We start from the raw sequence: 25,657 nt of genomic DNA, 5'->3' as shown, positions 1-25,657 counted from the left end.
GCAAGAAAAAGGGCTTGATTCCAAGCCCTTTTCAAATCAGATAGTTAGGCCAAAATTCTCTACTTTCCAGGGCGCTTTTTGGCTTTCTTCGCAGCGGATTTCCGTAGCCCAGCCAGCCAGGTTTCCATCAAGGCGTCGGCGTCCTCACGGATCTTATCGACAAGCACGCCTCGCTTCGTTGCGTCTGCTTCCTCGTGGGCAGCCTCGACCTCTCTGGCAAGGTCAACATGGGACTGATTGGCCGGGTCAAACTTCGGCAACCGCATGTGCTTGAAGATGTCGCCGACCTGGATGGCAACATTGTGGCTCTCGACGAACTCAGCCACCGTCGTCGAGTTCAAAATGCCGCACAGGTAGTGGGCTTCTACCTTGTCGTCCATGGCCACAAAGAAAATCTTGTGATCCGGAACATACGGGCGTTTTCCAATCAGTGGGACATCGGCACTACCAGCCACTGCAGCGCTGAACTTGCCGGACATCTCCGCCCAGATGACCTTCCACTTCTTGAAGGTGAAGTCGCCGACATTGTAGATGGCGTAGTAGGGGGCGCCCATTGCCAGCATGCGGCCACGGTAAGTGGAGCGCTGTTCTAGTAGTTCGTTTCCCTTCTTGTTGAAGTGATCAAGATAGCCCTTCGTCTTCTTCAACGACTGGTATTCAAGTTTTGCCTTCTCAAAATCCGCCTTCTTGATCCCCTTGTTGGGAACGATCGCAAACAGTTCTTCGACGGGCTTCAAGTAGCAAGGCTGGAAGTCGGCGGCACCCTTGATTAGTGGATAGAGCCAGTCTGGCTCTATCCACGCCTTACGAGCAGGGCCAATATCTGTTCGTCCGGCTTTCGGCCTGGATTCGATCTGGACAAGTTTGTCGTTCTTGTTCTCGTCGAGAACCCTGACGAAATAGATGCCGTTGAGGTCAACAGTGATCCCCTTGCGACCCTCAACCCAAGGCAATTCTTCCACTTCGGCCATGGGCTGCAAAATGGCAAACCGGCCGGCGGGCAAGATTGCCCATGGTGATCCTCCGCCAGAGATCGGATCGGCGGCCATGTCGGTGCGAACCGTAAGACTCTTTACCTTGTCTAGCGTCAACGCGGGATTGATCGACCGGCTTTCCCGCTTCTTGCGTCCGTGCGTGTCAACCTCGTCCTTTTCCTTGGCGTCCCAAACACAATACGGAACTGGATACTTCGGTGCGCGCTTGGTCTTCTCAAATACGGCCACCGCAGTCTTGTTGGCTGCGTCCGGGAAAGGTTTCAGGGCCTTCAAGTCGTCAACACTGATAGGCACGAGATTGCCTGTCTCATTGATCCGGAAGTTGCGGAACCCAGCCGAGGACGGGTTCTGGAACACAGCCTGGGTGATAACGAACGCCAGTTTGCCGCCATCCTTCAGCCACTTGTCGCCCGTGGTGTAGGTGATCATGGCGGAGATATCCAGCTCGTTGCCACCGTGATGTTTGGTCTTGGAAAAGATGTCGTAGCCTTCGCAAACCGACTTGACGCGATTGCGGTAGGCCTCCGGAAGACTGGACCAGCGCACCCAGGGTGGGTTGCCAACAATGGCGTCGAACTTCCCAGCAGTGGCAGACCAGAAGAAGTTGCGAACGATCCGGAACCAAATGCCATTCCAGTTCTTGCGATGAAGGTTGAGCACCTGATCATAGGTTTCGTGTAGCGGCAGCGCCCATTCCTTTCCTTCTTCGTCCGAGACAAGCCCCGAGGACAGCAGCAATGCCTGGACGGTATGGAACTCCTGGTCTTGCTCGACTTGCTCCCCCATCACTTCAAGCACTTCATCCAAGCGCTCACGATTGAAAGCAAGTGCTGCGGGAAGTTTGATCTTCAGGTTGGCTTCACTACTGCCGATCTCGTATGGCACTACCTTCTGCCCGTCGATTGGATCGGGCGCGGGCGAATAGATGGCGTCCGCGAGCAAAACGGGGATTTCAACCGGGGTGCCTGGCGCTTGCTTGAGTAGATCGGCGATCTCCATCAGGAAGTTGACGCGCGCGGTTTGGACCGCCAGTGGGTTGAGGTCAAACCCCCACACTTCGCTACAAAGTGCTTCGATTGTGGGCAAAACACCAAGGCCTTTGCTCATTGCTTCCTTCTTCTTGCGCCTCAATACCGAAATCAGGAAAGCACCGGACCCGCAGGTGGGATCGAGATAACGCTTACCGAGCCAGTCTCCGTCCTTGACTTGATCAACGGTAAAGTCAACCAGCCAGTCGGGGGTGTAGAACTCGCCCAGACTCTTGCGCAGGGTTTCGGGCACCAGATCTTGGTAGAAGTCGCGCAGCGTATCGCGCTGGCGATCCAGATGATCGGTGCGATACAGGGACAATTTGCCCAGCAGCGCCTTCAACGACTGAACCAAGTTCGCTTGAAAGCGCTTGTCCTTGCCTGCTTCCAGATACCAACTGAAGATGGCTTCTTCGACGAACCCATTGATGTTTGACGCACTGAAAAGTTGACCGCCTTCGATGTCCGTTTCGAGTTTCTGGAGCAACTTGTCTGGCGTGAGCAGGGCGCACATGGCTTCAGCGGGGGCTTTCTCCGCAGCAAGGTTGTGCGCAGAGACGATCTCCGCAGCAAGCAACTTGATCAATAGCGAGTTATAGGAGTGGATAACGAATAGTCGCCCCGACAAACTCTGTTCTGTCGGCCCCGTCCAAGTGAAGTTCAGGGTCTTGTTGATGGCTTCCTTCTGGTCTGTCGTCAGGTCCGCAACCTGACCGTAGAGGCTCTTCCATTCCTCATAAAGCATCTTGATCTTCGAACGCTTGGAATCTTTTAGAGCCGCCGAAAGTGCGTCGGCAAACACTTGCATGACATCGGTTGCCACGGGCGAGCCATGGCCAAAGTCCCGGATGAGGTTCGCGGATTCAACTGCTGGGCGAATGCTGTCCAGGCAAGCGTCAACTACCAGACCAAAGGACTGGATCGAGAACGGCAGGAGGTGGCCGGCGTGGATGGCACCGTCCCGCACCTGGGTAAAGCAGATATGTTCGCCGTCGATGGCAATGCCGATGAAGTCGGCCTCGGGAAGTCCTTGCTGGGCGGCCAACTTCGTGATGTAGGGCAACAAACGCTTGTCTGTTGCCTCAATGAACTTGGCGCTCTTGTCGCTGCCCTTGAATAGCCCTGGGCCTTTGAACTCGATGACCACATTGTTGTAGCTGCTGTCGCGCTTCTGCCGTTCGGCGTCAAAATCAAGACCGGTGGCCTGTTCCAGCGCGCTAACCCAAGCCAGCCGAACTTCCTCTTCCCCATGCCAAGGCTTTCGCCGCTTGCGGTCGATGTCCTTGAACGCCTTCAAGACAGCCGCCGGATCGGCTACGAGTGCGACAACAGGTTTTCCAGCCATGGGGGCTTCTCGGTAGTGAACTCTCATCTTTCTACCGGAAATCTGGCCAGTGTCAATGGCCAGGACTAATCCCCTAGCGCCCCCGTGAGGAACTTGCGAGGTGTCGGGCGGTTTTTCGGCACATCCAAGTAGCGGTGCCAACCCAGATAGTTCGGCAGGTTCTTCGTGGCCACGCCCCGGAACCGAAACATCCAACGCTTCAAGCGGCTGTCGTAAGCGTTGACATTCTGGATGTGGTAGACCTCGCCCTTGCGCTTCTTCTTGGGGTTGGCGGGCACGCAGCGCAGCTCAATCTCCATGGCCTTGGCCAGCGTGCGATAAGCGCTGGCGTTGTCCGAACACAACACAACATCCGTAGCCAGAACGGGAACCAGAGCCTTGCCAATATCCTTGGCCGTGCGCGAGGGGAGCACCTTGGTCAAGGTCTTGCCGGTGGAGCGGTCGCGAGCGACCAGCACGGGGATTTGCTCACGCGACAGGCCTCGCTGGCTGGCGGGTTCGCCACGGTGTTTGGCCGGACGGGGCATGTCCTTTCTCCGGCCCTTGAAACTTTCCTTGAAGAAGGTTTCGTCGGCTTCCACGATCCCAGACAACTCGACAGGGTTCATCTGGCTCATGGCTTCCAGGAACCGATGACGCCAGCGGAAGGCGGTAGGAACACTCACGCCCAACCGTTTCGCCGTCTCGCGAACCGTCATCCCTGCCACCATGCATTTCGCATTGGCGATGTGCTTCTCGCTATGGCGCAACCCGACAAGTGGCGTTCCCGTGATGGGGGAAAAGGTCTTGGCGCAATCGTGGCAGCGAAAGCGCTGGTTGCCCTTATAGCGTCCCCACTTCTGGAAGGAGACGCTACCGCAGTGCGGACAGCCCTTGATGTTTTCCGCACGCTTTTGGAGGACGACGGAGCCTTCCACCTGGCTTTCCCGCGCCTTCAACGCCTGCTTCAACTTCGAGCACTCTTCCGCCGTCAGGTTGCCAATGGCCGGAAGGATCTTTTCAACTCGGGACTTCTTCGGCACTTGCCTTTTCCCAGCCCGCAAAAGGGGCAGGTTGAAAGTCTATCAACTCAACTCACAACCAACACTGAACGCTAACAGAGCAAAAGTTTTAGGGACACGGGTTACACACACACGCACTCCCTTGCGCGTATAGATTTGCCAGCGCTCAGCGCGCTGTCAAAATCTCATCCCAACGGGTCGTGAAGGAACGTGACAAGTGCTCTTGGCGCATCGCCCAGGCTGCGGTGGTGTCTGGCGCTGTGCTTGATGAAGCAAACGACATGCTGCCGCGTCCAAATTTCTGGTTCGCCTGATCCAGCACGGCCATCAACCGTTCGGATTTGGGGTTGCGCACCTGGGCGAACAAATCGGCTTGCTGGACGTGCTCGGCGCTCAGATCCACAAGCCCTACACCGGCCTTCTTCCACGCGATGTTTGGACGGTACATAGCCGCTGTTGCGGCTTGCGCTGCTTCCAAAATGGTCCGCGAGTCGGACGTAGGCATCACCAGCCGAACCGTACGGGATGGGTGGTACTGCTGCGCATTTCCAAATGGGTTGGTGTGCAGGAACACCCACACCCCGTGCGCTGTCAGCTTGCGGGCTCGCAACTTCTCTGCGGCACGCTGAGCGAACGTAGCCACTGCTTGCGCCAGGTCGTTTTGGGAGTGGATCTCGGAGCCAAAGGAGCGCGAGACAACGATCTGTTGTCGTTCGGGCTCAGCGTCCTGCAGCTCGGCGCACCGCACTCCGTTGAGTTCGGTTTGCGTGCGCACCAGAACGACTCCGTAACGGTCTTGAATGGCTCTAGGATCGGCTGCAACCAGATCAGCTGCGGTGGTGATCCCTTCGGCCAACAGGCGTGCTGCGAACTTGCGGCCAACACCCCACACGTCGCCAATAGGGAACTTGCCCAGGTCGGTGCGGCGGACGTTCCACACGCCCTGCTCCGTACCTTTGGCGATCTTGTTGCCCATCTTAGCCAGCGTCTTGGTGGGCCCGATCCCAACACAGCACGGAACCCCGACCCATCTCAGAATGCGTGCGCGGGCTTCTGCGGCCACCTTGCGCCTGTCCTGCGCGCGGATGCCTTTGAACGATACGAAGCTCTCGTCAATGGAGTACACCTCCACGTCGGCGAACAGGTCGCGCAGGATCGTTGCAATGCGTGCGGATATGTCGCCGTACAAGGCGAAGTTGGCGCTGCGCACATGCAGTTGCTTACGGATATGCGGTGGAATTTGGTGGATAGGTTGCCCCATGGTGACACCAAGGGCTTTCGCTTCGTTTGAACGGGCAATAGCGCAACCGTCGTTGTTCGACATCACAAGCATGGGGACGTTGCTCAACGATGGATCAAAGATGCGTTCGACGGAACAGTAGAAGTTGTTCCCATCGACCAAGCCAAATGGAGACGGCGACGTACTCATTACATCTTTCTCTTTGGTTTAGGGGTGTCTTCGCTCTGCACAAGACCATCGTCCGCAAGCGCTTGGGTGATATTTGCAGCGTCACGTTCGGCAATACGACGTTCGCCCTCATCTATTTCAGAATGGATGTATGCAACCGCACGAATTCCTTGCCCGTTGTATTGGTGCGATGGACGCTCGACACACACCCCCCACTCGATCAAGTCTGAAATCAACCCAGTGCAGTTGTTGAAAAAAAATGTCTCGGGGGCCACAGGAGGGCCGCCATGGAAGTTGCATCCATTCTCATACATGATTCGAAGAACGTCATGCACTGCCTCCGCTGGCGAGTGTGTCAATTGGTCAAGCAGCATGGTGTAGCAAAGATCACTACACCGATGAATAATGGCGACTATCAACTGCTCAATACGGGCGTGACTGCTTTTGTTGAAGGCGAGGTACGATAATTTTGCAAGAACGTCGCCTATATCAATGCGGCGATCAAGAACCCCCATGCCAACCAAGGATAGGGCAATGTCAACATTCTTTTCAAAGTCAGGACGATCTGGATCCAGACTGCGGAGATGCATGATAAAGCAATGCTCATTCGCGTTTGCGGCCAGATTTAGAATTTCCAGACGGTCACCGTATTCCAAAGCAGTCTTGAAAACCCAGGCAACCTCCCACCCGTTGCATTTCAACAGCCTCCGCCTGATTTCCTCAATGTCGTTTTCGCGCACAAGATCATCTACTGACATGCTCGCAACAGGCTGCTGATTACACTTAACAACCAAAGGGGCATTGGCAACCCCACCAAAACCTGCGCCAGTCAAAAAATCCTTAATTTTTTGAAACACCCCCATATCAACCCCCTTTTATTTGCCTTGAATACACTCAGGCAAACACAGAAGCCAATATTGTCAAGCGTGCCGGGTAAACGACCACGTGACCACGCCCCACACATCCAATTCAATGTCGGGCGGCACGATGATGGGAGCAATGTCTTCTGCGGACGAATGCAATTCAAATTGTCCGCGTCGCTGAACCAACTTCTTCACGGTGAACCCACCTTCCCAGTTCACAAGGACGATGTCCCCATGCCGTGCGGTTCGCGAACGGTCCACCACCAGCGTGTCCCCAGGATGGATGCCAAAGCCCACCATCGACGTGCCGGTGTCCGCGTGGGCGAAGAACGTAGCGACCGGATTGGAGATGCAGTGGCGGTTGAGATCCAGCCCGTCTCCGTCGCCGTAGAAGTCCTCAGCGGGGCTCGGGAAGCCACACGTCACATTGACAGGCAGGACCGGGGCGCAGGCCTCAGCGGGCTGCGGGTGGGCTTTGGTGTGAGTGCTGGTGGCCATGCTCGTGCCTTGGCTGTGGCCCGGTATGGTACAGCCATCGTTAGCAGCATTACTAACGGCTTGGCCTGAACGGCTTCACATCCGCCCGCTTGGGCGCTCTCCTACTTGGCCCCTAGACAACCGCCTACTCTTTATCGAACGCCTGCGCGCCATACGGCGTCTGTGCGCACAACGCCGCAAACGCCTTGACCATGATGTCCTCCAATGAGGGCTGGTGCACAGCCTGCTCATACGCCGCGAAGACACCCTGGTCGAACGTCAAAAGAAGATCCGTATCCCCTGCTGCAATGGTCTTGATCGCGCGCGTGTAGACAGAATGATCGAACCACAGCCCCTTTGCGTAGTCCACAAGCGTTTCGCGATTGCGCGTGGCCTGGCCCTCCAGCTGGTAGTTCAGATGCATGTAGTCACGTTCACCTGAACCCTCACGCTTCAACTCATTGCGCAAGATGGCAACCACACGTTCCTTGCCCTGCTTCAACTGCGGACTCTGTTGGAGCAACAGAGGCGGATACCGACCACTGGCGGTCTTGAACTGTGTGGAGCGCAGAGTGTCGTGAAAAGCAGAGCCGACAATCCACTTGTCAATTTCGGCGTTCAGCTTTTCGTCCGCGCGCATGGATTGCGCGGTCTGATCAACAACCGACTGATCACCTGACAGCTTCTCAAATGCGGCCCGTTTGGCCTGCAAAACACACCACAATTGAATGACCTCCTCAGCATGGCGCGGCCCCTCTCGCAACAGGCAGCGCTCCCAACCCTCAGCGGCAACTCGGTGGCGAGTCTGCGCCTCGATATCCAAGGTTTGGTTCATTGAAGAACGTCGCTGGATCTCGGCGGTTCGCGCACGCGACCGCAACAAGAACAGCGACACCTGTGTATCCATATCCGGCACGTGCGTCACTGTCATCTCCTGTTGAAATTGTATGAAAGGGCGGGCCGACATGATCCGTTGAGCAGCCGCGCCACCGCTATGAGGTTGGTGATGCCATCATTGATTGGAAAGCCTTTTGATCATCTGCACCGTCATAGAAACCAAAGCGCTCCAGTGAGATGCGAAGCGCAATGCCGCAAAGCTGCTGAGCAACCTGACGCAGTTCTGCAAAAGATTTCAGCCTGTCCACGTGGTTGCCGTGCAGAATTTGAGAGCGGCCATACTCGTAAATCTCTTCCACCAATTTTTCCAACGTCTTTGGCTCCGGCCACCTCGTTACAATCGCACTGCCATCTGCGCCTAAAAGACAGCATACAGTTTTCAGAATTCCAGCTCTTTTGCCGCCACCAGACAGGACGTCCAGGGATGTACCTATTTTCGCGACCGCAACCGCATCATCGGTTTCGCGGCAACCTTCTGCAAACCAATGAAGCGCCATAGACCAGCGTGCGCACAACTGGGGTTGCGCAACATCAGGATCAGTCAAAACCGCCTTGACCACTTTGGAAATGGAACTCCCCAAGTCGCTAACGCGCTCCAAAACGGCCACCAACCTTGCGCCCGCAAGCATAGGCCTTAGCTTTCTGTTTCCGGCGATATTTAGAAATCCATCGATCTCGCTTAGCGTACGCGTCTCAAGTGGCTGCACTCGATCTTCAAGAAGCCCCTGAGTGACGAAAGTATCCGGCGTTTCATGAAGCAGCGAGAGGATGTCGAGGCAATTCTTTGATGCGATGTGCGCGAGTTTTCTTGAGAACTCCCCCTCAAAGCCCTCTATCGTCACGATGACAACAGCGTTGCATGTCCCCACAGCCTCCTCGACCGCATCAACCAAAAGGGATGCCCGCGCATCATCAGGTTTTGGGACAAGCCCTTGTACGGCTTGCTTCCATGAAGCGTCCATACAGACATCATCCGGGCCGGAATAGATCTCAACAGTCTTCAACCAATCCGACACAGCCAACACCTTCACCGGCCCAAGAAGCACAGACCCTTTTCGCTCAAGCCCACTGGTCCAAGCTGGAAAAACGTGGGTGATAGGTGCAGCAGCCTGCTTGATTCTGTCCTCAAGCCGTTCAAGCAACACGCGTTTGCCCGCGCGTATTGAAGCTTTGTCCCCACGAACCAACAGCCCGTCAGCGTAAGCATAGGCCGCCACAGTGCGAAGCATTTTGATCAACTCAACGGACTCAATGCGTGGCACTGACACCGATCTGTTGCCGTGGATCAATCGTCCGATCTTGGTCAGGCTCAACTGTGCTTGGGTGGAAAAGTGGCACTGACCACCCGGCACAGTCACGAAATTCGGGAATTCGCTCTCGGTACTCCAATCGAACTCTTCGGAATTCACCCGTTGCAACTGCGCAATCAAGTTATCAATTTCGTCGTCCATGCGCGCACCCTCACTCAGGCAAGCGGGCTTTGTACGGAGCAAGCTTCACGAAACCGTCTTGATCCAGCCCAACGATTTTTGATACGAGCGCGTACTGATTGAGATAGATCTTAACTGGACGATCCTCAACAGTTGCCCATGGGCGAGCAACCCCGTAGGCAACCGCATCCTTCTCACCATCGGTACGGAACTCAAGGCGGTCGTGTCGGTAGTGCAACCCCAAGACCTCGGCCTCATCGCTGCCCCCACAGGCCATGATCAACTCGCGCTCGGAACCCGCGCTGAAAGACTTGAAGTCATCCAGGGCGAACGGCGGCAGTTCGTCAAACCACTTGACCCGTCGTTGCTCACGGGTGAGAAGCACACGATCCGCAACTGCGTCCACCACCTGTCGCAGCGCGGCAATCTCTCGACTCTGCTGACCGGACTGTTCCCGCAGTTCACCGATCACCCTGTCCCTGGACGCTGCAACCTTGAACAAGACCACGAGTACAAGCACCAGAACCACGAACCCAACGGAACCACCCATAGCGCCCCTCCCTTGAGATGCCAGTCTAGCGGCTTAGTGCCCGAAGACTGTAGCCCCAGATATGATGAGGACTGGCGCACGCGCAGTGGACAAGGATTGTGCAATGAATACCGAAGATCTGACGGATAGACAATTGCTGGATCTCCATTGCACCGTCATGGATGCACTGCGGCAGCGGGGGGTCATACGCTCTTCGAACAACCCAGTGGCCGACTACACGGAGACATTGGTGGCGCGTGCACTCAATGCCACCTTGGCGGTGGGATCTCAGGCAGGATTTGATGCAGTCGGCCAAGATGGAACACGGTATCAGATCAAAGGCAGAAGACTGACCGCCGCCAACAAAAGCACGCAATTGAGCGCGTTACGGAACCTTGCATCAGGGCCATTTGATCAACTCGCCGCAGTGGTCTTCAACAGCAATCTGATTGTTGAGTACGCTGCATTGATCCCGTTGGATGTGGTTCAGAAGTTAGGGCGATATCGCGCGCATACCAACAGCCACACGTTGTATTTTCGGCGCTCACTTTTCGAAGAGCCAGGCGTGACCAACGTTACGGACTTGATCATTGCAGCCACAACAATCACGCACAAACCACAATCAATATCAATTTGATCGATCTGTCACGATTGTAAATATTGGCGTAGAAATCATGAGACATCATTTCACAAAGATCATTGAAAACAAGGCGCGCACAAAGCAGTCCGAATTGCAGAACTACCGGATGACCAACACCATCGTTATCACGTACAAAGATGCGAACACACCAAGCCCAAAGTATTTCGTACTGGCGTGCTTCTTGAACGCCGACACGATGAGCGACGCCGCTGCCGAAGCAGTCGAGCGAAACTTGACCGTACTGCAAGTTCTAACGCCCGTGTTCGATGCTATGTTTCAAGACACAACATATCGTCCTGCAACAATGGTCAGATCCGTTCATAATAGTTTTGAAACAGGCATTGAACTCTGCGAGGATGTTGCAAGTTTTGAAGACATCCCCACAGACGCTCGATATACAGGCTTCATGGGATCGTGCTATGGACGTGAGTACATCCACTTAGTCTACAAGTTGCTGCACACCGACATCGAGAAAATTTCAGCCACTGTCACAGTCTGAGCATTGTGATCGAGGAACGAAGCTGGCTTACGAAAACACTGTCGCCCCTCGATCCTTCACTTGACCACAAAGGGCTTCTTGATTGAAGACGGCCCCAGGCTCCTGAGATCACCATTATTGGTGTTAGAACTGGTGGATGCCGAAGGTTGCTGCCCGGCCAGATCGAACACTTTCAAAATTAGACCAGTGCGAACGTTGATGACAGCAAACTTCTTGAGGGATGCGGTTACCAGCGTCTGTTTTTCTTCCGACTCAAAGGGCCAATCAATTTTCGGGAACTCATACTCAGAGTGGCTACCCACATACGGGCGAACAACACCGTACAAATACACTACATCAATATCATCCTTTTGAGCGCGTGCATCAGCACCACTCATTTCCACGTCAGCTCTCAGTGAAAGCTCCTTGTACGAAAGCCCTGGAAGCTCTCCGGCCTCCACCACTGATTGCTTGTCAAAGGCCACGTAATAGGCGTCCCGCTTCTTCTTTGTGACAGACACCGACACCCCATAGGCGTTGCTTGCGTCGTAGACGCTTCTGCGAACGTTTCTTTCACCCCCGTAGACCTTGGCGATATCGTGGTATTTCTCGCCATCAAACCATCGGCTGCTGTACGTACCAAGTGTGCGCACCCGCAGCACTTGTGCGTCCGCATCGAAGTCATCCGTCAAACGCGCACCGGCACTGATCACACATAGATGATCGTCACGCAAAGCAGATGGCTTAGTGGACAGCACATTCTCCGTGCGCATCTTGAACTCATCGTTGGTTTCGTACTGATCTTTAGGCGGGATATTTCCTATCGCCGCAACCACCGCCATGACCGAATGCCCCTTGAAGTTGGGACCGAGCGTCATCCCCTCCTCCAACACGCAGCCTTGTGTCAAAGGCATGTACCCTCCGGCTGGGCCTTGGGCATTGGACTTAGGCGCACCAACACCATCGGGAATTACAGCCATCCCGATGCACAACAGCATCAAACGCTTGAACACTGATAACTCCTCGATACACTGCCCGCTTACAGCTGACTGTGCTTAAGCAGAAAAATTAGCCAAGGATAAGGTAGGCAATTCCAACAACGACTGCACCGATGGCAAAATAACGCCAAAACGTTGCGCCTTGGCCACCTCGTCCCTCAGCCACAAACTGGTTGAACGTGGACACGCGAAAGGCGTACATCGAGTGGGCAATCATCAGGATTGCCGTCACGTAGGATTGGTCACTGTCAAAGCTCGATTTGTACTGCATGTCTTTGAGCAGCAAGTTGACCGCCGCCCCGGAAATTGCCTTGGACTTGGCGTCGTTGACTTGCTGCATTGACAACATCGTGAAGGCTTGGGACGCATCTGCGGCGTCCTTGAAAGAGTAATTAAACTCTCCACGATTGTACGAAAGCGCGACACTGCTCAACCGCCCTGCAAAATACTCAGCGAAAGCATGGTTGTGTGTTCGCACAATGCTTTGGCTGGCAGCGAACGCAGCTGCAACAGTGTGAGGGTCCGCCCCAGGCTCGTTTGCCTTGTCCATCAACGGTTGCAGCCGCACAAGATCCTGTGCCAGCTCCGGCGTCATCTTCATATGGTCGTCCTTGTCCCCTAGTCCGCTCATGATAGCCCAGAGCAGAGGAACCAAGCCGGTCACACCGCCTCAAGCGCATACTGCGTCACCGGTAGCACAACACGTACGTCTGGCTGTGGTGGGCTTTGGTCGGTGACAGCCATCGTCACCAGTGCTTTTAGCTCCGTAATCTGGACTGCATCACATCCTACGCGGCCTGCTTTCAGCGGCCTTAGCGCTGCGGACAGCGCGTTCCAATAGGATCTTTTGGCGCTGCTCAGGCGTGCTTTGAGCCAGGGCATCTATGTACGGCCACAGCAAGCGGATGGGTTGGACCTGGCTCTCCAATGGGTGCTCACCCACGTCAGTTCCCATCAAACGGTAGAAGGACCCCGCCATTGCGTTTGCCAGATCATCCAGTTTTGCGGTTCTGCCATCGACGGAAAAGAAGACATAGCCGCAGGCACGGCGTTGCAAATACCGTCCGATCAGCCGATATCGCACATCGTCGAACGAAAATATCTCATCCCAAATCGCATCGTTCGATTCAGAAATCGTTCGAAGCGTTTCTAAAGTGCTCACATTCGCCGAACCTGCACGGCCCGCTGCACATCACCGACAGACTGAACTTCGTTTACGCTTTGGGAGATCCGCAAGCGCTGGAATTCATCATCAAGATTGTTGACAACAGACACATAGTCGGCGATGGAGTGAACGGGGATTATGGAGTCAGAGTCACGCTCCATGAAGTAATAGGGTGCAGGATCTTCTAGGACCGTCGGACCCTTGTAGTCGAATTCTGCGAACTTACGCGTGCATAAATAATAACCGCCAGCCAACTCTTGAAGTTGGCATGCACCAACCATTTCAAAGGTCAATTCAGCATCACGCGCTGTAGAGGGAATGACTTGATGATCAACAGTGCACCCCAAATCATAGATCCGCGAGTCGATTGCGTCCTCGAAAGCGCTGCTTACGCACTCATACAGATAGTCGCTGGCCATATCATCGTCCATAAGAGAGTCTGGACCATCAAAGTGCAGGCCCCGATCATTTAAGACTGCCTCAAACCATTCCACGCACTCGTCGCCGTCATCATCAAGGTACTCGACTTTACAGACAGCACTCAACTGCTCGATGACGAATTGATCCTCATAATCTTCATCGAATGACATTGCGGGATTGAACGCGACGACGGTCAGCCACTCCCTATCACCAGACCCCTCGATTTCATTCGCTTCATGTTCATTACTGACCATACGACCTCCTGATTGATTGATATACAACCAATCAAACACGGAACTCAATATTGTCAAGCTTGAAGTTCGCAAAGGAATGGATTTGGATCGGTGAATGAGTGTTCGCCCCTTACGCTTGAAGCGTGCTGTCATTGCCGTCGTGCTCGGAACGCAGCAACGCAAGCAAGTGCAAATGAACTGTACTCACCAATGATGCGAGCACAAAAACTGCTGCAAATACCAGATGACCCAGCTGCGGATCGATGAGTGCGTTGCATGCGACAACTGCAAACAATGCAACCAACACTGCTTGCTTAAATAGGAAGTAGCGACCTTGGGCTGCCATAGCCAGAATGGAAAGCGCGCAGACGGCGTTTGTCAAAAGTAAAGCCAGAACATCACGGGGCTGCAAATATGAAAAGGCATTGAAGATAGATACGACTTGAACGAGAACCCCAAGAAGAGGTGAAAGAACAGTAACGAACAAGAACAATAATGGTGGAACCCGACTTGACTTAGCATTCATACAACCCCCTATTTGATTGGTGTACCTCCAATCAAACACGGATGCCAATATTGTCAAGACAAAAAAAGGACGCATTTCTGCGTCCTTTTAATCCATCCCACTTGAGTACGATCAATACACCACCGTAACTTCTAATGAGCCGCTGTACGTTCCGCTCTGAGGAACCTTTTGGGCACCCTGTGACATATCCATATTGAACGCAACTTGGAATTGATGCATCTGGCTTTGACCATTGCCGACTCCTGCGATAGCGCCACTGTTTGCATCGGTACTAAAGATTGCGCCACCTCCAGGCAGAATGCCCTGGGTGATTTTAACTGGATACGATTTACCGGTATTGTCATCCGTTACAGTGATTTCACCAGCGGCAGAAGTATCAGCTTCCAATTTGTAAGGCAGTTGGTCGTTGCAAGTGACAAACACGCTCCCTGGTACGGATTGTCCACGCTGGGACAACGATACGTCGATAACAGTTGCGCCGTTAAAGTTCTGAATGTCACACTCAGATGTCACATTGACAGTGACAGGAATTGAAACACTTTGTGCAGCGTAGGCCGAACCAGAAGCAGCCAACAGCAATGCAGACGCCAAGATAGTTGATTTGTACATTTTTACCCCCTTAAGAATGATTGAAAAAGTATAGCGATAATGTTCGCTCAACTCATTTAATCAAAAACATATAGTCTGTCAAGCTTATTTACACTCAATATCAGAAATAGAATACAAATCTGCATCGACCACCAACTCCGCCTCGCACGATCCATCAGGTGTGACGGCGACAACAACAGAATTGGCCTCAGGGTTATCCAAAACAAAGTAGCCTTCGCTCACCCGCACATCGCTGCCTTTATAGGCCAATTTATCAACCGCGTATGGCGCACCATGACGCACAATTTGGTATTGGCGCATCGTGTTGTTGCGTGTCGGGAAATCAATCAACGCACCACCTCGGCGTGGAGCCGTGAAGCCAACCTTGCCGCTTTCTATGAGAACGTCGTCAGGAAGTGTTCGCTGATCCAAAAACGCTGTGTTGCGGTGCAGGCCAACCAAGTTGCTGAGTACAGCCGTGCCGTTCTTGTTTGTGATCGCTCGTTGCCCTGCGGCGGTCAGGCTGACGTTGCTTTGCCCTGGAACGCGCACAACAGCCCATGATCCGTAAGAACGGCGGGTGGGTACGAAACCGCCCTCCCCGATCCATACCGCACCGCTTGCGCGCGCGTGCCCCATCGGCGACGCCCCTACTGACGCCCCTGCCGTCACGTCTGCCGTTTTGAACTGAGCAGAACCCGATGCATAGGTAGTCCTGCCCGCGCCAATGTCGGTATTAGACGCCTGCCAAGTGACCGGCACACCGGCAACCACACCCCTTCCATTGAGTTGGCCATTGATCGTCAGGTCGGGGGCGGCGCGGGCTATCACGTTGCTTGTGGTTGTTCCCCATCGATGACGCCACGACAGCATCACATCCTTGGTGGAGCTTGCAGGCTCGTACCGAGCGTACAAACTCAGTTCATCGCTTGTCGAAATCCTGTAGCGAAGCCGTGCGGTGAAATATTCACGTGCAGCCCTCTCCTCCTGGTACAGGATTTCCGTGTAGTTGAGATCCCCGGACACCTTCCCGACAAAGCCTCCCACTCCCAATGTCGTGGTTCGCATGGGGATTGACGACCAACCGCGTGGATCCGAAAGCTGCCAGTAGTCCCCCCAAACGCGCGTCTGACTGGCGTGGACCGACCACGCCCTGCTGCGTCGCTCGTAAGCCAATGTTGCAGCGGAACCCGAGCCGGATTTGGCGATTGATAACGAAAGCGCGCCACCGACACCCATATTCCACGTGTTGCCCAGTTGGATGTTTGTTTCGCCCTGCGACCTTACGATCCCGCCACTGACGGTCCACCGGTCCGTCAGGCCGCGTGCGTAGAACGCGCTTGCGGCAAAGGCTCCGTACGCGTTGCCCAATGAGCCCTCACGAACAAGACCCGCTTGCGCGCCCCATTCACTCAACCCACCCTTCAAAGAATTCGGCAACACATAAAAGCTTCGTACAACTCTCGCCTCACGACCAAACTCATCACGGACGACCAGCGACAGGTCATTCAGTCCCGTCGTGTACGACAAATTTGAGAATTGGTAAGGGCCAGGCTTTAGCTCTGCTGATGCACTCCGATCATTCACGATGATCTCGGCCGTGGAGCGTGTATCCGCAACGCCGCCAACGACAGGAACAGGATAAAACGGAGATCCGGACAACTGCCGATCGGTGCCAATGGAAAGCCCCGCAAGATTGACGGTGCGAACCAAGTTTGAATAGGGATTGGTCGCAAATACGTCACCGGCTTGTAGCTGCAATCGGCGTTGGTAGAAGTCCTTGCTCCACGTCGTCAGTGCACGGCTGTGCTGGCGACTGGAAGGCGCAACATTGAATTGGGCGGTATACAGAAGAAAGCCGCCCAGGATGTCTGATTGGATGTCATAGCCAAGGGAGCCAAACGTTTGTGAGTCCTGTTGCAGCACCGCGACGTCATACCCGAGCATCACGCCCATTGCAGGTTTGGTGATTTCTGTTGAAAGTCCCACAGACGCGCCAATGTCTTGATTGGGCAAGAATTTCGCTGGAACGGACACTTCATACGTTTGAGTCGATCCATTGAAGTGAACTTGCGCGCCGATATCACGTGTATAGACCACCTCGCCTGGAACATCGCTTGAAAGAACCACGCCGAACTCTTGCCAACGCGCACGGGTAAATCCAATGGCACCATTGCTGGACAACTGCACCAATTCAACGGTGCTTACACGCTTGCCGTTGATATCAATGGCTGCAAGTGTCGTCTCCGATATGTCTGCCCCGCGCGCGTTTGTAGCCACCCCTAAGATGAAAGACAACGACAACGCCACGGCGAATGCGGTGGCGTTAATTTTCATCTTTCACTGATCTCCATCCGTTGACCATTGACAATTGCGCTCACCGGCCCACCAGAGAGATTGGGCACCTGAAACACACGGGTTTCACCCGGCAGCACGTACCCCATCAATCCAGACTGAGTGGATCCACCCGTCGTTGGAGACACAATTTGGGCTGTGGCGTCACCACTGTTTGTCACAGACCATTGCTTCGCGTTTAAGCGCCCCACCAAGATCGGCTTTGAAGAGTCTTTGCGCCAAATCCATGACAAGTCTTGATGTGCAAGCGTCTGAATTCCTTTCGCGCCAGGATTAGGCAGCTGGGTCATCTTGATCCGATAGACCTCCTCAGAAGCTCCTGAACTACCGCGCAGGTAGCGAACGGTCTGAGTCTTTCCGGGCTGCACGGTAATGAGTGCGGGGGCAAAACGGATCTTGTTGCTGGGCTGGCGCACAGACTTACTGTCTATCACCACAACCTCATCAACAGATATTCGGTAAGTCACCTCACCATCCCCATTACTGTTGTCAACAGTGAGTACCCCTGTTGTTTCGGATGGGCTGTACACGGCCGACGTGGGACCAACTGACACGGCCATCGCTGAGCACGAGACAGTCAATAAGCACGCACCTAACAGAACTCGATATATCATTTCTCACCTCCATTTATAGTTGTATTTAAATCAATCACGGATCCCAATATTGTCAACACCACAACATGAGAAATTTCTAAGGCCATTGACGCAGTTCTCCATAATTTGCCGTGATGATGAACGGCCCTGTGTTTGCAACGCACTCCTCGCGGTTGCACCACAACGGAAGATCTTCGCCGCTGTAGGCATCTGCATTTCGCTTGACGCTGAAATAGATTGGCAACTGCTGTCGATCAACGCGTTCGTTATCACAATTGAGGTATTGGGCCGCTTCTCCACTGAGATAGGCGCACGTCTCGGAAACGGACAAGTACGATCCAATTGGGGATGATTGGGCACCGATAGCAAGCATGGGTACAGCACTTAGAGCAAAGATCACGTTTTTCATGTCAAACCTCCTGGTCAGTGTTGTGTGTTGTCAAGCGGGCTAGTTCGACCCAACAGCACATTGATGTACCGCCGGAGCATTGATTGCGGCTGCTGTGTCAGTTCACAGGGAACCTCTTGGGGGATCACAGGTTCGTCCTGACAGCTCGCAATGTCGGCAGGCTCTACAGGTTTGGTTTTTTCAACCTGCTCAACACCCAGGCCCGCAAACGAATTGACATGTCCGTGCTGAGCCGCAACTTCAATTGGCGTTACACCCGCATGATCTGGTGTGTCTGCATTGCAGCCCCACTTGACCAACCGCGCAATGAGCTCTTGGTCGTCGTACAAAGCACAGCACCAGTGCAAGAGGGTCATGCCCCGTGCGTCTGATCCCGCGATGTTTGCATTGAAGTCCATGCACACTTGCAATACGTCACGTGCACGGGCGATTTCCTCGATTTTGGCATCACTGTAGTTGTCCGGCTGGGACACCACTATTGAAGCGAACATGTCGAACAGTGCGGCGCTCACCGCGTTGGTGTACGAATCCGGGCCCACGCGCACCACGTTTGCGTCGGCGCTTGAAATTGGCGTGAATCCCGCCAGGCCCAACCACTTAACCGACTTCATGTCATCAACCGGAAGCAAGTCGGCGAGAAATCCGCTCGCCTTATCAATCTGACTGCACGCGTTGTGCGCCTGCACCTCGTCCGCAGACACAAACAGTTGTGCGGTCCACACCCGATTTGTAATTTTGAATAATGGACTTGGATCTGCGTTGTTGATCAGCGCCCGTCGCACAGACACAGGGTCAATCTCTGCGATGGCCCGAATGTAGGCTTTGGTTTGATTATTGTCGTATTTTTTATTCATAGAACTCCTTGATTTAGTAGATGATCACAGTGATCAATCGTTGAATTTTCAATCCTTGGCTGATGAACTCAGCACTTTCTTTACGGACAACAGGCTCCCGCATCCCCGCAGTACATTTGAAGACACCTGCATCAAGAACGAGGCACGACTCAGCTATCGTCATTGAGACAAGAAAACTCCCCCGTGCGGATTGAGCAAAGGATGACTCAGATAACAACCCGAGAATGATAAAAATCAGCGCCCTCATAAATCCTCCCTGTTATTCATCGATGTAATTTCAATCAAACATGGATCCGAATATTGTCAAGCCCACAACTTGACAAATAGGGCAAGCGATCCAAACCCGAAGGGCCGCGACCGTGGCGCGGATTGAAAATTGGGAGCGCGGTCCGGAGGATGACCCATAAAAAAAGCCCCTAACCTGGGGCTTATCTGAATTGCTCAATTTTTTCTAACTCAAACGCGAACGCAGCACATAACGCAGCAAGCTCGATTTCGTCACTCCGTACTTGTTTGCCAGCGCCTCAAACTTTTCAACGACAAGTCTTGCATCTGGAAACGCCGATATCGCGTGCTCTCGAAGTTCCCTGCCCCGATCCTTTCCTGTTTTTGGCCCTCTCATCTGCGCATCGCAACGTAAGCGAATGAACTCTTTATGATTGAAATAAGGATCTTCAATATAGTCCCAGACCATTTCCCGAAATTTTACCGCCATACGCTTGCCTTCCTGCGACGCGACATCGTCCAACGCCATGTAATACGAAATCGTCTCGTACATCATTGGATACCCGCAGAAGGCCTTAGAACCTTCTCGTTGCCTCTTCGTTTGCAACGTTTTCTCACCATCTTTAGTCATACCACCCCCATAATTTTTGTGCTCAGCCACTCGGCTTTAGTGAAATTCTTTCTGAGCCCTGTCCAACCGATCATCTTCATGTAACGGCGAGTCATCTCCTCCCGAATTAAACAATCGTGGACTTTTTTAGGCTGCCAAAAACTTGCACCCGACGCATGGTTCCACAAGAAATATGTATTCTTTTTCATAAAACCCTCCCTTGCCTTAACTCATACAATCACAATTGCTAACATTGTCAATACGTGCAATTACCAATCAGATCCTTCGCCTTGGGAATTCAACACCTTCACTCGACGCGACACTCTGCTGCAATCTAACCGCCTGGGCCGCACGGCACTTTGATATATACAAGGAAAGCAATTCAACAACCTCCATACATTCAACAGCCTCCGCAGCGAGTAGCGTTGACTCAACTTCATACATTGCGACCGCGCCCTCCTCATCGAGAATGCGTTGCATAAGGTGAAGAGCATTGGGATCCATTGCACCTTGCAAAAAACCTTCTTTACACATCAACCAAAGAACATGCGGCGGCAATTTCTCACCCCGACTCATCATTGCGTCAATCATCGTCAAAATGTATTCGGATCCCAAAAGGATCATCTTGCCCATTGCGTGTTGGCAAATCTTGTTCCCGCGCCCAGGAAAATCTTCATGTGCTAAGCGCACGTACCAGCGCACGGCTTCAGGACAACTGGGCTGACGCGCTATCGCCTTTGACAACGCCAATTCGTTTCGATCAAGTCTCTCCATCCCCGCTCTCCTCTCACAATGAAATCCTCTGAAAAAGCTCTATAAAGGTAACTACGCTCCCGAAGGCCGCTACCGCGATGCCAGCAAACAATGCCGGAAGAGTGATTGCCTTTATTGGAAGCAGCTGCGCGCAGGTAACTGCCACAGCACTGGTCCACCAAAAAGACAGCTTGAGCGCAGCCAATGTGATCCACAGTGCATTGAGGTCTTCACAAAACCAAAAACAAGTCTTTGCAACGGTTATGATGACCACCCATGGAACTGTGGAAAAGGCAACCATTGCCAATGATGATTTCCAGTTTCGGCGAACCCCGTAACGTACTGCCGCAACAAAGTAGAAGCCGAACGCAGCAAGACTCATAGCATTCACAACAGCGATATCAGCCCAATTGAACATATCAACCGCCGTTTGCGCGTTCGCTGATGTTTTGAAGCGAGACTTGAATGGTGTCCACCTTCTCAAACGCCTCGCCCGCGTAGTGCAGAACAAAAAGCGGCAGACCCACGTATAAAATGTATTTCGCCAATTGCTTGCGCATGTAGTTCATAAAGCCCCCTTGTTATTCTTAGATGTAATTCCAATCAATCATGGAACCCAATATTGTCAAGCCTTAGACTTGATATAAAAAAACCCCCGATGATCGGGGGCTTCAGTCTCAACATGGACGATCTTCATCGCGACTGATATGCGATTGGCACGGGGATAACGCGCAGGTCTTTTCCTCTGCCGCTCAACAACACCCGCTGCCCTTGCTCGATGTCAACGTCGGCGTCCTGGACGACAGAGATCACGCTCTGCTGGCCATTACGTGCTTGTGTGCGAATGAAGATCTCCAGACCCTGGCGACCTGTCATGGCGCGCTGTACGGCTCCACCAGCAACAGCACCTGCGGTTGTGCCAACAATCCGTGCTGCGGTCCGTGCGTCGCGGTTCTTGACGCTCTGCGCTGCGCCAGCTCCTATTGCAGCCCCTAAAGCCGTCCCTGTATTGACCTTGGAGCGGTTATCAATGTGCACGGGGCGAACCATGACGACCACACCCTCCTGAATGTCACGAACCGTGAGTGTTTGTTCGCGGCTGTAGTTTTTTGACGATGTATTAGAGCCAGCTACTGCAACACCGGACATCAGTACCGAACCCAAGACAAATGCTGTAAGAATTAAACGCATAACACCCCCTTCGTATTGAAAAATTTAATCAAACACCTTTTGCAATTTTGTCAAGCTCGCTGAAAATCCGCCAAGATCTTTCTACGCTCTTGATCAAATATCCGTACATACTGAGAGGGATGTATCGCAAAAGGTTGGCCGGGACTCTCTATCTGCTGCACATACGACTTCCAGTAAAACGCGATCACGCTTGTGCGCAAGCGCCACTCACGCTCCTCAAGCACACGGCAATCGGCGTAGTCCATTGGAGTCTTCCCGTGCTTATCTTTTGCGAGCGGATTTGCCCCGTATGCAACAAGTGCGTCAGCGACATCGAACCTTTTATTGAGAACAGCCCAATGAAGGGCCGTGCGCCCCTGGGCGTCTTGCGCGGACACCAACTTTGTTGGTGATACGTTTAACAGAACACGCACGTATTGACGGGTCAGATTTTCCATATACAACTCCTAGAGTGAATTGCATTTAGAAAAGCAGATCGAAAGGGGTTGTCAATAGCCCTCACCTGTCAAATCAACATCTGCTGTTGCGTCGTTTTTCGTGTTTTGTAACTCAAGTTCATCTGTGACAATGCGGCCGACAACGTGATGCAGTTGCCTGACCCTTCCAATCGAATTTCCTTGGAAGGTAGGAACCAGCGATTTTCTTCGTCCGCTGGAACGTTGAACTCGATGCGGTCACCGTCAATGTTGGCGATCTTTATGTGTTGCCGTTCCCCACCCTCTTGCTCAACTGTCGCCACATAGTTGCTTCCCAGGTTGAAACGGTTCGATAGTCGCCCCATGAAAATGTCACACAAAATTGGCATGAAAGTGGGGATGCTCAAGTCCATCAGGTCCGCGTAACGTTCAGTGAGTTGACGCCTGAACTCGGTACCACCAACACCTTTACAGCACACGATCTCATTGCCGATTTCCACATCGCTCAATCCTTTACACCGTGCGATGACCACATCTTTACTGTGGGAAGGCTCCTCCGACACGACCTTGGAACGGAAGCGTAAACCCACGAGTTCGCACACACCGTCCACCATCCGTTTCAAGTCAGATTGCTCACGCGTTTGTGCGTACATCCTCGCCGCTTCCTTAACCCCTCGGGTGAGCATCAATTCGTCTTCAAATGTTGGCTTTTCCACACTCAATCTCCCAGTAATCACACTGCCATTTCAATGGCTCTCGGGCCTCTAACAACCTGAATTTTTGGTCGCTCGGCGGGCTCACTCGATGGTTGCACCTCATTGTCGTCCCGCTCCATTTCAAAGGCTGTACGTGTGTACTCCTTGACGTTGTAAAACGCCGCCACCTTCTCAGCTTCTGCAAAGGCAGTGAAGATAAGGGAGTGATCATCCTTAAGCACTTTGATCCACGACTGTAGGTACGCGATGTGATTGCCGGGATCGTAATCGCGGTCCATGGACAAGCCCAATCGATCAGCTACAATGAGAGAAAAGCACTCAGCTATGAGTTCTTCTTTGGCGTACTTCTCCGATCCGAACTTGCCGGAGAGATCTCGACACAACCGGCTTGGATGTCCGCTGGCGTGTCCTGTCTCATGCAGCGCAACTGCATAGAACCCCTCCATGCTTCGGAATTGCTCTTTGGTAGGAAGTTGAACAAAATCCTGCGCCATCGTATAGAACGCCGCGTTCCCGCCAAACCGGTATTGCACACCGCTGTCGCGCATCAAGCGCTCGGCCTGCTCGTGGCTCCACTCAACCGGTTTTGGTGTTTTAGTTTCACGAATCGGTAGTCCATCGCACTGCTCACTGTTGAACACTGCGGACGTGATCAATGCAATCTTCTGCTTTCCATTTACGTCAAGCACTGGATGGCCTTGCTTGTCATTGACTTTGATGACACGGATTACTTTGGATGACTTTTCTCCCTTGCGAACAGTTGCGTTCAAGGCCTTTGCCTGATTGAAAGTCAGCCAGCCATTGCTTTGATACCCCTGCGCTGCCTGCGCCATCATGAGCATCATGACGTTGCTGCCGTGGTAGGTGTTGCCACGGGCATAGTTGTACGGAAGGCTGCCAAACGCACACGTGGCGCTTTGCTGTTTCCAGTCGCGCCGCCACGGGATTACACCCTGCTGCATCTGCTCGATGATATATTCGGCGGCAATGCTCCGCGCTTCGTCTTGCTTACTCATTGCCACCTCACATTGTCAGTGTTTGTTCTTTCTTGCGCACGCCATTGATTCTTTTGACCGCCGCACTCTTGACCGACTTCCCCACTTCTTTACTGGGCTTATCGGCGACGTGAACCACCTGTATCTTTTCGTCCACGAACTTTTGAACAGGATCTGTCTGCGGTTGAGCCTGGTCTTGCTCGGCGGGCTTAACGGTCGGACGGAACGCCTCCGAAGCTTCCTGCTTCCAGACCTTTGAGCGCACTGGTTCCTGCTGGACCTCAGGAACACCAATGTTCTTGATAATGGCCTCTGCAGCTCGTCCGGCGCGCTCCAACTCTTGCCAGTTGGGACGGCTTTCGACGTAGTTTTTCGCCCACCCGCTGTCGTCGGGCTCGTAGGTCATTCCCAAACGGCTTGCCATTTGCAGCAACGCCAACTGGCGTCCAAGGCGGTACTGGCTGTCCTGCTCACTGCCCTGTTCCCCAGGTTGAACGCCCTGGTAACGGCTGGGGTGTGTTGCCCAGTCGGCCAACAGGAACATCATGTCTTCGTAGTAGCCGCTTACGCCTTTTGGGTGCTTTGATGCGTATTCGGATTGCGGACGCATATACAGCGTATCTGTGTAGCGCTCGTAGTACGGTGCGTTGTTGGTGTCAAAGGATACGGTGGCACCCGACTTCGCTATCAGATCTTCCAGGAATGCATTTCGACTGTCCGCGCGGCCCTGCCACACACGTGTGTGCTCAGATCTTGGAAGATTTTTGATCTGGTCGCCGTTGAAGCAAACGGACATCACCGACTTCAATTCGCCGTCTTCCTGCTTGTATGTGCTCTCAATTTTTGTGGCTTTGGCTTCACCCTTTGCAATGTAGTAGCCGTTTTTCTTGATCTGCTCAGACTTCATAAACACTGCGCTCGTAAAACCACGGTCCAGCGCCACAGTCATGAGTTGCAGAGCGTTAAAATCTTTAAATGCATAGCCACTGGATCCGATGGGCCATCCACCGATGACAGGCAAGGGCGTTTCCTTTTCGTTAAACCCGTAGTCCAAGACGGAACGACGTTCTTTAAGCTGGTCGTAGAATTTCTCTGCAATGTCTTGCTTGAGTTCGTTTGCAGCGCTCATATGTATTTCTCCAAACTGATACGAATGATTACTCCACGCTCCAACGCTTGTCGGATCCGGTGAAGTACGTCGTCAATTGTTTGAAGCTCAATAGTGGAGTCATCAAAATCGTGGTGCAGCAAAATCTTCACCTCACCGTTGACACGATGCACAGCAAAGCGTTCCGCTGAGATCAGGTCGTCCCACCAATCCTCTTCATGATCCATGTCGATATTTCCAATTAACGTGAAATCATTAAACGAGCGGAAAATTGGAAGTCAAGCTCAAAGAAAAATGAAATTTACTTTTTTTTCAAAAAACAAAAAGCCGCATTTCGGCGGCTTGTTCTTGTTCTGCTTTGCAATTGAGTTACCCCACGCCACTGGGCGCACAATGTTTATTCAACGTGTT

General features: G+C 53.1%; 32 protein-coding genes. 2 read left to right on the top strand and 30 right to left on the bottom strand.

Annotated elements, in window-relative coordinates; genetic code table 11:
• Nucleotides 1-59 precede the first annotated feature (59 nt).
• From RWO33_RS00230 to RWO33_RS00195, 8 genes are all read right to left on the bottom strand, one after another.
• Complete coding sequence (locus RWO33_RS00230; RefSeq protein ID WP_314100811.1) at nucleotides 60-3,368, bottom strand: N-6 DNA methylase; 3,309 nt, start codon at nucleotides 3,366-3,368, stop codon at nucleotides 60-62.
• Nucleotides 3,369-3,433: 65 nt separating this feature from the next.
• Nucleotides 3,434-4,390, bottom strand: coding sequence for an IS1595 family transposase (locus RWO33_RS00225; protein WP_314100809.1), 957 nt, complete (start codon nucleotides 4,388-4,390; stop codon nucleotides 3,434-3,436).
• A 145-nt stretch (nucleotides 4,391-4,535) separates the two neighbouring features.
• On the bottom strand, nucleotides 4,536-5,798 hold the full coding sequence (locus RWO33_RS00220; RefSeq protein ID WP_314100808.1) for a Y-family DNA polymerase: 1,263 nt from the start codon (nucleotides 5,796-5,798) through the stop codon (nucleotides 4,536-4,538).
• A complete protein-coding gene (locus tag RWO33_RS00215) occupies nucleotides 5,798-6,640 on the bottom strand; it encodes a hypothetical protein (RefSeq protein ID WP_314100807.1) in 843 nt (280 codons plus the stop codon). Before RWO33_RS00215 ends, RWO33_RS00220 begins: the two co-directional genes overlap by 1 nt.
• 57 nt (nucleotides 6,641-6,697) lie before the next feature.
• A complete protein-coding gene (umuD, locus tag RWO33_RS00210; RefSeq protein ID WP_314100806.1) occupies nucleotides 6,698-7,138 on the bottom strand; it encodes a translesion error-prone DNA polymerase V autoproteolytic subunit in 441 nt (146 codons plus the stop codon).
• A 124-nt stretch (nucleotides 7,139-7,262) separates the two neighbouring features.
• Nucleotides 7,263-8,042 carry a hypothetical protein gene (locus RWO33_RS00205; protein ID WP_314100804.1) on the bottom strand — a complete coding sequence of 260 codons (780 nt, stop codon included), beginning with the start codon at nucleotides 8,040-8,042 and terminating at the stop codon, nucleotides 7,263-7,265.
• 67 nt (nucleotides 8,043-8,109) lie between these two features.
• A complete protein-coding gene (locus RWO33_RS00200) occupies nucleotides 8,110-9,465 on the bottom strand; it encodes a hypothetical protein (RefSeq protein WP_314100802.1) in 1,356 nt (451 codons plus the stop codon).
• 10 nt (nucleotides 9,466-9,475) lie between these two features.
• On the bottom strand, nucleotides 9,476-9,994 hold the full coding sequence (locus RWO33_RS00195) for a hypothetical protein (RefSeq protein ID WP_314100800.1): 519 nt from the start codon (nucleotides 9,992-9,994) through the stop codon (nucleotides 9,476-9,478).
• A gap of 103 nt (nucleotides 9,995-10,097) precedes the next feature.
• Here RWO33_RS00195 and RWO33_RS00190 point away from each other — a divergent pair, with 103 nt between their 5' ends.
• Together RWO33_RS00190 and RWO33_RS00185 are read left to right on the top strand one after the other, a co-directional pair.
• On the top strand, nucleotides 10,098-10,610 hold the full coding sequence (locus RWO33_RS00190) for a hypothetical protein (RefSeq protein ID WP_314100798.1): 513 nt from the start codon (nucleotides 10,098-10,100) through the stop codon (nucleotides 10,608-10,610).
• A 109-nt stretch (nucleotides 10,611-10,719) separates the two neighbouring features.
• Entirely contained in the window at nucleotides 10,720-11,112 is a 393-nt protein-coding gene (locus RWO33_RS00185) for a hypothetical protein (protein ID WP_314100797.1), read from the top strand.
• Between the two features lie 56 nt (nucleotides 11,113-11,168).
• On the opposite strand, the gene RWO33_RS00180 is transcribed toward RWO33_RS00185, so the two are convergent.
• From RWO33_RS00180 to RWO33_RS00075, 22 genes are all read right to left on the bottom strand, one after another.
• Nucleotides 11,169-12,104, bottom strand: a complete 936-nt coding sequence (locus RWO33_RS00180) for a hypothetical protein (protein ID WP_314100796.1) — start codon at nucleotides 12,102-12,104, stop codon at nucleotides 11,169-11,171.
• Nucleotides 12,105-12,159: 55 nt separating this feature from the next.
• Nucleotides 12,160-12,690 carry a hypothetical protein gene (locus tag RWO33_RS00175; RefSeq protein ID WP_314100794.1) on the bottom strand — a complete coding sequence of 177 codons (531 nt, stop codon included), beginning with the start codon at nucleotides 12,688-12,690 and terminating at the stop codon, nucleotides 12,160-12,162.
• A gap of 180 nt (nucleotides 12,691-12,870) precedes the next feature.
• Entirely contained in the window at nucleotides 12,871-13,251 is a 381-nt protein-coding gene (locus tag RWO33_RS00170) for a hypothetical protein (RefSeq protein ID WP_314100792.1), read from the bottom strand.
• On the bottom strand, nucleotides 13,248-13,928 hold the full coding sequence (locus RWO33_RS00165; RefSeq protein ID WP_314100790.1) for a hypothetical protein: 681 nt from the start codon (nucleotides 13,926-13,928) through the stop codon (nucleotides 13,248-13,250). The genes RWO33_RS00170 and RWO33_RS00165 overlap by 4 nt, the downstream gene beginning before the upstream one ends.
• Nucleotides 13,929-14,037: 109 nt before the next feature.
• The gene (locus RWO33_RS00160) at nucleotides 14,038-14,508 is read right to left on the bottom strand and encodes a hypothetical protein (protein ID WP_314100789.1); all 471 of its coding nucleotides are present in this window, start codon (nucleotides 14,506-14,508) and stop codon (nucleotides 14,038-14,040) included.
• A gap of 36 nt (nucleotides 14,509-14,544) precedes the next feature.
• Nucleotides 14,545-15,093 carry a hypothetical protein gene (locus RWO33_RS00155; RefSeq protein WP_314100788.1) on the bottom strand — a complete coding sequence of 183 codons (549 nt, stop codon included), beginning with the start codon at nucleotides 15,091-15,093 and terminating at the stop codon, nucleotides 14,545-14,547.
• A 33-nt stretch (nucleotides 15,094-15,126) separates the two neighbouring features.
• Entirely contained in the window at nucleotides 15,127-17,358 is a 2,232-nt protein-coding gene (locus tag RWO33_RS00150; protein WP_314100787.1) for a fimbria/pilus outer membrane usher protein, read from the bottom strand.
• Entirely contained in the window at nucleotides 17,355-17,936 is a 582-nt protein-coding gene (locus RWO33_RS00145) for a fimbria/pilus periplasmic chaperone (RefSeq protein ID WP_282257766.1), read from the bottom strand. The genes RWO33_RS00150 and RWO33_RS00145 overlap by 4 nt, the downstream gene beginning before the upstream one ends.
• 130 nt (nucleotides 17,937-18,066) lie before the next feature.
• Nucleotides 18,067-18,378, bottom strand: a complete 312-nt coding sequence (locus tag RWO33_RS00140; RefSeq protein WP_282257768.1) for a hypothetical protein — start codon at nucleotides 18,376-18,378, stop codon at nucleotides 18,067-18,069.
• A 14-nt stretch (nucleotides 18,379-18,392) separates the two neighbouring features.
• Nucleotides 18,393-19,232, bottom strand: coding sequence for an ankyrin repeat domain-containing protein (locus RWO33_RS00135; protein WP_282257770.1), 840 nt, complete (start codon nucleotides 19,230-19,232; stop codon nucleotides 18,393-18,395).
• A 13-nt stretch (nucleotides 19,233-19,245) separates the two neighbouring features.
• Nucleotides 19,246-19,479: a hypothetical protein gene (locus RWO33_RS00130; protein ID WP_314100785.1), complete on the bottom strand. Its 234-nt coding sequence runs from the start codon at nucleotides 19,477-19,479 to the stop codon at nucleotides 19,246-19,248.
• A gap of 204 nt (nucleotides 19,480-19,683) precedes the next feature.
• The gene (locus RWO33_RS00125; protein WP_314100783.1) at nucleotides 19,684-20,010 is read right to left on the bottom strand and encodes a hypothetical protein; all 327 of its coding nucleotides are present in this window, start codon (nucleotides 20,008-20,010) and stop codon (nucleotides 19,684-19,686) included.
• Between the two features lie 74 nt (nucleotides 20,011-20,084).
• Nucleotides 20,085-20,276: a hypothetical protein gene (locus tag RWO33_RS00120; RefSeq protein ID WP_282257776.1), complete on the bottom strand. Its 192-nt coding sequence runs from the start codon at nucleotides 20,274-20,276 to the stop codon at nucleotides 20,085-20,087.
• 67 nt (nucleotides 20,277-20,343) lie between these two features.
• Nucleotides 20,344-20,841 (bottom strand): hypothetical protein, encoded by a 498-nt coding sequence (locus RWO33_RS00115; RefSeq protein WP_314100782.1) that lies wholly within the window; start codon nucleotides 20,839-20,841, stop codon nucleotides 20,344-20,346.
• A 13-nt stretch (nucleotides 20,842-20,854) separates the two neighbouring features.
• Nucleotides 20,855-21,238: a hypothetical protein gene (locus tag RWO33_RS00110; protein ID WP_282257779.1), complete on the bottom strand. Its 384-nt coding sequence runs from the start codon at nucleotides 21,236-21,238 to the stop codon at nucleotides 20,855-20,857.
• A 1-nt stretch (nucleotide 21,239) separates the two neighbouring features.
• Nucleotides 21,240-21,389: a hypothetical protein gene (locus RWO33_RS00105; protein ID WP_282257781.1), complete on the bottom strand. Its 150-nt coding sequence runs from the start codon at nucleotides 21,387-21,389 to the stop codon at nucleotides 21,240-21,242.
• Between the two features lie 124 nt (nucleotides 21,390-21,513).
• Nucleotides 21,514-22,011, bottom strand: coding sequence for a hypothetical protein (locus RWO33_RS00100; protein WP_314100780.1), 498 nt, complete (start codon nucleotides 22,009-22,011; stop codon nucleotides 21,514-21,516).
• A 50-nt stretch (nucleotides 22,012-22,061) separates the two neighbouring features.
• Nucleotides 22,062-22,448, bottom strand: coding sequence for an ankyrin repeat domain-containing protein (locus RWO33_RS00095; protein ID WP_314100779.1), 387 nt, complete (start codon nucleotides 22,446-22,448; stop codon nucleotides 22,062-22,064).
• Nucleotides 22,449-22,516: 68 nt separating this feature from the next.
• A complete protein-coding gene (locus tag RWO33_RS00090; RefSeq protein ID WP_282257786.1) occupies nucleotides 22,517-23,143 on the bottom strand; it encodes a hypothetical protein in 627 nt (208 codons plus the stop codon).
• Nucleotides 23,144-23,160: 17 nt separating this feature from the next.
• A complete protein-coding gene (locus RWO33_RS00085; RefSeq protein ID WP_314100777.1) occupies nucleotides 23,161-24,159 on the bottom strand; it encodes a zincin-like metallopeptidase domain-containing protein in 999 nt (332 codons plus the stop codon).
• A gap of 7 nt (nucleotides 24,160-24,166) precedes the next feature.
• A complete protein-coding gene (locus RWO33_RS00080; RefSeq protein WP_314100775.1) occupies nucleotides 24,167-25,267 on the bottom strand; it encodes an ArdC-like ssDNA-binding domain-containing protein in 1,101 nt (366 codons plus the stop codon).
• A complete protein-coding gene (locus RWO33_RS00075; protein ID WP_282257791.1) occupies nucleotides 25,264-25,473 on the bottom strand; it encodes a hypothetical protein in 210 nt (69 codons plus the stop codon). Before RWO33_RS00075 ends, RWO33_RS00080 begins: the two co-directional genes overlap by 4 nt.
• Nucleotides 25,474-25,657 lie beyond the last annotated feature (184 nt).

The organism is uncultured Stenotrophomonas sp. (genome assembly GCF_963519925.1).
GTDB classification, from domain to species: Bacteria; Pseudomonadota; Gammaproteobacteria; order Xanthomonadales; family Xanthomonadaceae; genus Stenotrophomonas; species Stenotrophomonas maltophilia_AE.
The sequence above is the reverse complement of the archived record's forward strand: the minus strand, read 5'-3'. Positions and strand labels throughout refer to the sequence as shown.